The organism is Lysinibacillus xylanilyticus (genome assembly GCF_001708185.1).
Taxonomy (GTDB): domain Bacteria; phylum Bacillota; class Bacilli; order Bacillales_A; family Planococcaceae; genus Lysinibacillus; species Lysinibacillus xylanilyticus_A.
This window is the reverse complement of record NZ_MDDN01000035.1, coordinates 1-4,798: the sequence shown is the minus strand read 5'-3', so window position 1 is coordinate 4,798 and position 4,798 is coordinate 1. Positions and strand designations below refer to the sequence as shown.

General features: G+C 36.4%; 4 protein-coding genes. 1 reads left to right on the top strand and 3 read right to left on the bottom strand.

What is annotated here, in order from left to right; genetic code table 11:
* Nucleotides 1-201 precede the first annotated feature (201 nt).
* The 3 genes from BFJ97_RS23035 to brnQ form a co-directional block, all read right to left on the bottom strand.
* Complete coding sequence (locus BFJ97_RS23035) at nt 202-1,587, bottom strand: S41 family peptidase (RefSeq protein WP_068986927.1); 1,386 nt, start codon at nt 1,585-1,587, stop codon at nt 202-204.
* A 131-nt stretch (nt 1,588-1,718) separates the two neighbouring features.
* Nucleotides 1,719-1,877, bottom strand: coding sequence for a hypothetical protein (locus BFJ97_RS24990; protein WP_175401855.1), 159 nt, complete (start codon nt 1,875-1,877; stop codon nt 1,719-1,721).
* Nucleotides 1,878-1,926: 49 nt separating this feature from the next.
* Complete coding sequence (brnQ, locus tag BFJ97_RS23030) at nt 1,927-3,246, bottom strand: branched-chain amino acid transport system II carrier protein (RefSeq protein ID WP_068986926.1); 1,320 nt, start codon at nt 3,244-3,246, stop codon at nt 1,927-1,929.
* Nucleotides 3,247-3,495: 249 nt separating this feature from the next.
* On the opposite strand from brnQ, the gene BFJ97_RS23025 reads away from it, so the two are divergent.
* Nucleotides 3,496-4,398 (top strand): C40 family peptidase, encoded by a 903-nt coding sequence (locus tag BFJ97_RS23025; protein ID WP_068986925.1) that lies wholly within the window; start codon nt 3,496-3,498, stop codon nt 4,396-4,398.
* Nucleotides 4,399-4,798 lie beyond the last annotated feature (400 nt).

Sequence of the window (4,798 nt, the reverse complement as noted above, 5' to 3'; positions counted from 1 at the left end):
GGTTTTATAAGAAACCTGAAATATAGTAGCTAATTCTGAAATTGTCTTTTGTCCTTTGTGAAGAAGTCTTAGAACCGCTAATTTTTCATCTTTTGAGTGGTTACTTCGAGCCATAAAAAAATGCCCCTAGATAAACAGATTTTTATTTTTTAATCTGTCTACCTAAAGGGGAGCATATCACTAATTGGTGAGAGGAATTTTTTATTTCTTTACTGTAATACGAAGATAAATGCCTTGTTGAAGCTTTTTATCTGTTTCTTTTTGAATAGTTGGATGAACAAGAAGCATATACTCTTGTCCGCTGTTTAACGGTTTTGATGGGGTAACAAGCAATGATTGACCATCAACTTTTGTTGTAATTGGTACTTCGTTACCGCCTAAAGCGACGAGCTGAACACTACCTTCAGCGATCTGCGAAGAGAGTGCTTGAGATAATTTCACTGTAAATGTTTTAGTAGACGGTACATTTTTTAAGCTTGCTAGTTCTTTGTAATGTGTATATTGTTCTTTTATTGCATCGTAATGGGCCTGGAAAATAGGTGCAGTCTTTGTTTGGATGTTTGGTTTTACCCCAACTTCATTAATTGTTTTCCCAGATGGACCTGTAAATTTACCGACTGTTAGCTTTAAATAGCTACCGTCATGCAATTCAAAAAAGCCCTGCATAGCGCCTTTTCCATATGTAGTTTCCCCATATAAAATAGCAGATTGCTGATCTTGTAATGATGCTGCTAACATTTCAGAGGCGCTAGCACTATAGCGATTTACTAGAATACGTGTATTAGCCGGAAATTTTTCGTTTTGATGGGCTGCACGTACTTTATAAGAGGCATGTGCTTCTTCTAGTAAATAAGCAATTTTTGCTTGTGGGAATAGCCCTGTCATCTCCTCAGCTGTTGCCACATAGCCACCACCATTGTTTTGTAAATCTAATATAAAGGAAGTTGCACCACGCTGTTTTAATTGAACAAGCGCGTCCTTTACAAGCTTAGCACCGTCTTCTGAGAAGGATGACATGGCAATATAGCCAACATTCCCAAATAGTAATTCAGATTCCACATTTGGTAATGTGAATTTTTTTCGTGTAATGGTTGTAGTAGAAGTTTTACCATTTACATGTTGGAGTGTCACTTCTAGTTTAGTACCCTCATCACCGATTAATAGGGACGATGCTTCTTGTATGGAGCCTCCTACAACAGATTGCCCGTTAATTGCAGTAATAATGTCTCCAGCTACGATACCGGCATTAGCTGCACCGCTATTCTCAAATACTCGTAAAATATGAATGCCATCTTCATGCTCTTCGATGACTACACCAATCCCAATTGTTGATAGATTGATGCTATTGATAAATTCCTCAAATTCCTGTTTCGTAAAATATGTGGAATAAGGATCTAGCATATCAATAATTTCTGGAATTGTTTTGGCGTTTTGTAAATTCCCATTGATCGTCCCAACATATTTTTCCTCAATAATTTCCTTGATCTCCTTTACAAGCTGTTGTTCATTGCTTGCAGCAGAAGCGTTTGCAAATGGAAAGATGAAGAAACTTAGAATAAATACGAAAGACCACACTAATTTTTTCATAGGACACCTCTTTTCTAATTACTTGTATTATACATGAATTTCCATATAACCGCGAATAGAGATAGAGGGAATTTACTGAAAAAAAGAATCTGCAAGCATTTTGCGAAAACAGTCGCAAAAGCAAGCAGATTCTAGTTATTTAATAAATGTAGAAGGCTCATAGAGGTGATTTCCGTTCCAACTGGAAGCTTTGTTGCTGACGCTTCGCTTTCGCACAGAGCAGAGCTTGCGGAGGGAGTACGATGCGCTTCACTTGCGCTCCAGGGCCTCATCTTTAACTTGATTGCCAAGCCTCCAGTAATGTCATCCTGAACTTTTGGCTATGAGATTAAAACTCTTTTATCTTTTCATAAGTTTATGAATGATAAAGCCGATAAGTGCGCCGATAATCGCAGGTACAAGCCACCCTAAACTTTGCTCGTATAATGGTAAAGCATTTAAAATGTTCTCATAGGGTGCAATTCTAATATTCATTTCCTTTAAACCATCATATAGACTAACACAGAATGTTGGAATTAAAGCTAAAATGTAAACGATTTGTCCACCTTTAAAGAAATGATCGACAAGCGACAGTACCATTAGCACCATTGCTAGCGGATAGATCATTAATAATACAGGCAGTGATGCACTAATGATTGTAGATAGACCTACGTTCGTAATAGCCGCACTAAAAATTGTGAAAACTATTAAAAATGTTTTGTATGATATTTTTGGAAATAACTTATTAAAATACGTAGCATTAGCAGTTAATAATCCTACAGCAGTTGATATACACGCTAGTAAAATAGTAGTAGATAAAATAACACTTCCAAAATTACCAAATAGAACTTTAGCGGATTTTGCAATAATAACACCGCCATTATCAGAAGCGCCAATTGCATCTATACTAGTGTTACCAATTTGGCCAAGCGAGATGTAAACAAATGATAGACCAATAGCCGCAACAATTCCGGCGAAAATCGTCGTTTTGATTTGTTTTTTAGTATCTGACATCCCCATGTCACGCAATGCTTGTAAAATAACGATACCAAAAACAAGCGCACTTAGAACATCCATTGTTAAATAGCCTTGAACAAAGCCTTCAGTCAGAGGAGATACAGTATATTCTCCTACAGCTGTCCCTGGTTCACCCATTGGAGAAATAAAGCTTTTAACCGCTAGAATTAAAATAACGATCAATAAAGCAGGTGTTAAAATTTTACCTACACGATCGACAAGCTTTGTAGGGTTAATAGCTAAGTATAATATTAAGGCAAAAAACAATACAGACGTTATAAAAAGTGGTGCCCAATGATCTGCTACTGACTCAGGTAGAAATGGTGCAATCCCTATTTCATAGGACACCGAACCTGTACGAGGTACTGCAAAAAATGGACCAATCGCTAAATAAACGATTGATGTAAAGATCACACCAAAAGTAGGGCTGACACGATTAGCAAGCAGTTGTAAATCCCCACCTGCTTTCGCAACAGCAACGATTGCTAAGAGTGGTAAACCAACACCCGTTATTAAGAAACCAATCATAGCTAACGTAATATTTTCACCAGCTTGTTGACCTAATAATGGAGGGAAGATAATATTTCCAGCACCTAAAAATAAGGCAAATAATAATAAACCTACTGCTAAATTTTCTTTGATGAAAAGCACTATGTTTTTCATAAAAATAAAAACTCCTTTAAGATTGAAAAGATGAAACTTTCTAAAAATTTTAAATACAGAAGTGTATGTTACCATATGAATACTAATCTTGCAATGAATATCTTCTCGTAATTTGTCGGATTCTGTAGTATTCAATAAGATTGATAAAATGTTTGAAAAATAGTCAGTTTTTCCGATTTCTCATTACTTTAATATCTAGTATGATAGACTCACAAGGGAATATTCTAGCATGAACGGAGGCAATTTGATATGAAAAAATCAAAAAAATTGAGAATCCTTGCTTTAAGTACTATAGCTACTTCATTTTTAGCCCTACCTACCGCAGAAGCAGCTACATATACCGTGCAAAAAGGAGATACTTTATCTAAAATCGCTCAAAATCATCAAGTAACAGTTCAAGACATAAAAAGCTGGAACAAATTAAAGAATGATATGATTTATGTAGCGCAAAAGCTTGAGGTTTCAAAAACATCTACGAATGAAGCAGGGAAACCTTCAAATCCATCCACAACAAAACCAACAACACCAACAACACCACCGAAGCAAACAACTGCTTCCCATACAGTAGTTAAAGGAGATACATTATCAAAAATTGCTAAGCAATATAATGTGACACTAAAGGACATTAAAGAATGGAATGGACTTACGACAGATGCTATCTACGTTGGCCAGGTGTTAAAATTATCTTCAACAGCTACAATACCCGAGGGTGATAAGTCTTCAGGTGCAGGAACACCATCAAAAGAAACGTCTAAAGATCCCTCAGCTAATGGACAAGCTATTTATAAGAAAACAATAGACGTAGCTAATACTTTGGTAGGAACTCCGTATGTCTACGGTGGTAATACACCTGAAGGCCTTGACTGCAGTGGCTTTATTTACTACGCCTTTAATCAAGGTGGTTTAAAGATTGGAAGAGACAGCAGCGAAGGATATTTTTATGGTAATACAACACAAGTTACTAATCCAATAGCGGGGGATTTAGTATTTTTCGAGAATACGTATAAAGATGGAATATCTCATATGGGTATTTATCTTGGTAATAATAAATTTATCCATTCAGGGTCAGATGGTGTTGAAGTTTCAGATGTTACAAACTCCTACTGGTCTACAAAATTAGTAGGTTATAAACGCTTCGACGCGATCAAATAAGGTGAAAGCGATTTTTGCATATACGCAGAAATCGTTTTTTTTTTATGGAGTGAGAGAGAATCGCTCGGTTGAAGTCGACAGTTTTACTATAAAAAATGTGGCACCGCTGATAAAGGTGTCAGAATCGCTGATAAACCAGCGAACATCGCTGATAAAAGCCTCAGAATCGCTGATAAAATACCGAACATCGCTGATAAAAGCCTCGGAATCGCTGATAAAGGGTTGATCACCGCTCCATAAGAAAATGAACAAAAGAAAAAACCCTTCTTTCTATTGATATGCTCCCCTTTAGGTAGACAGATTAAAAAATAAAAATCTGTTTATCTAGGGGGCATTTTTTTATGGCTCGAAGTAACCACTCAAAAGATGAAAAATTAGCGGTTCTAAGACTTCTTCACAA

Excerpts from the sequence above, each read along its gene's own strand:
- BFJ97_RS23035 (WP_068986927.1), bottom strand. The coding sequence starts at position 1,587 with ATGAAAAAATTAGTGTGGTCTTTCGTATTTATTCTAAGTTTCTTCATC.
- brnQ (WP_068986926.1), bottom strand. The coding sequence starts at position 3,246 with ATGAAAAACATAGTGCTTTTCATCAAAGAAAATTTAGCAGTAGGTTTA.
- BFJ97_RS23025 (WP_068986925.1), top strand. The coding sequence starts at position 3,496 with ATGAAAAAATCAAAAAAATTGAGAATCCTTGCTTTAAGTACTATAGCT.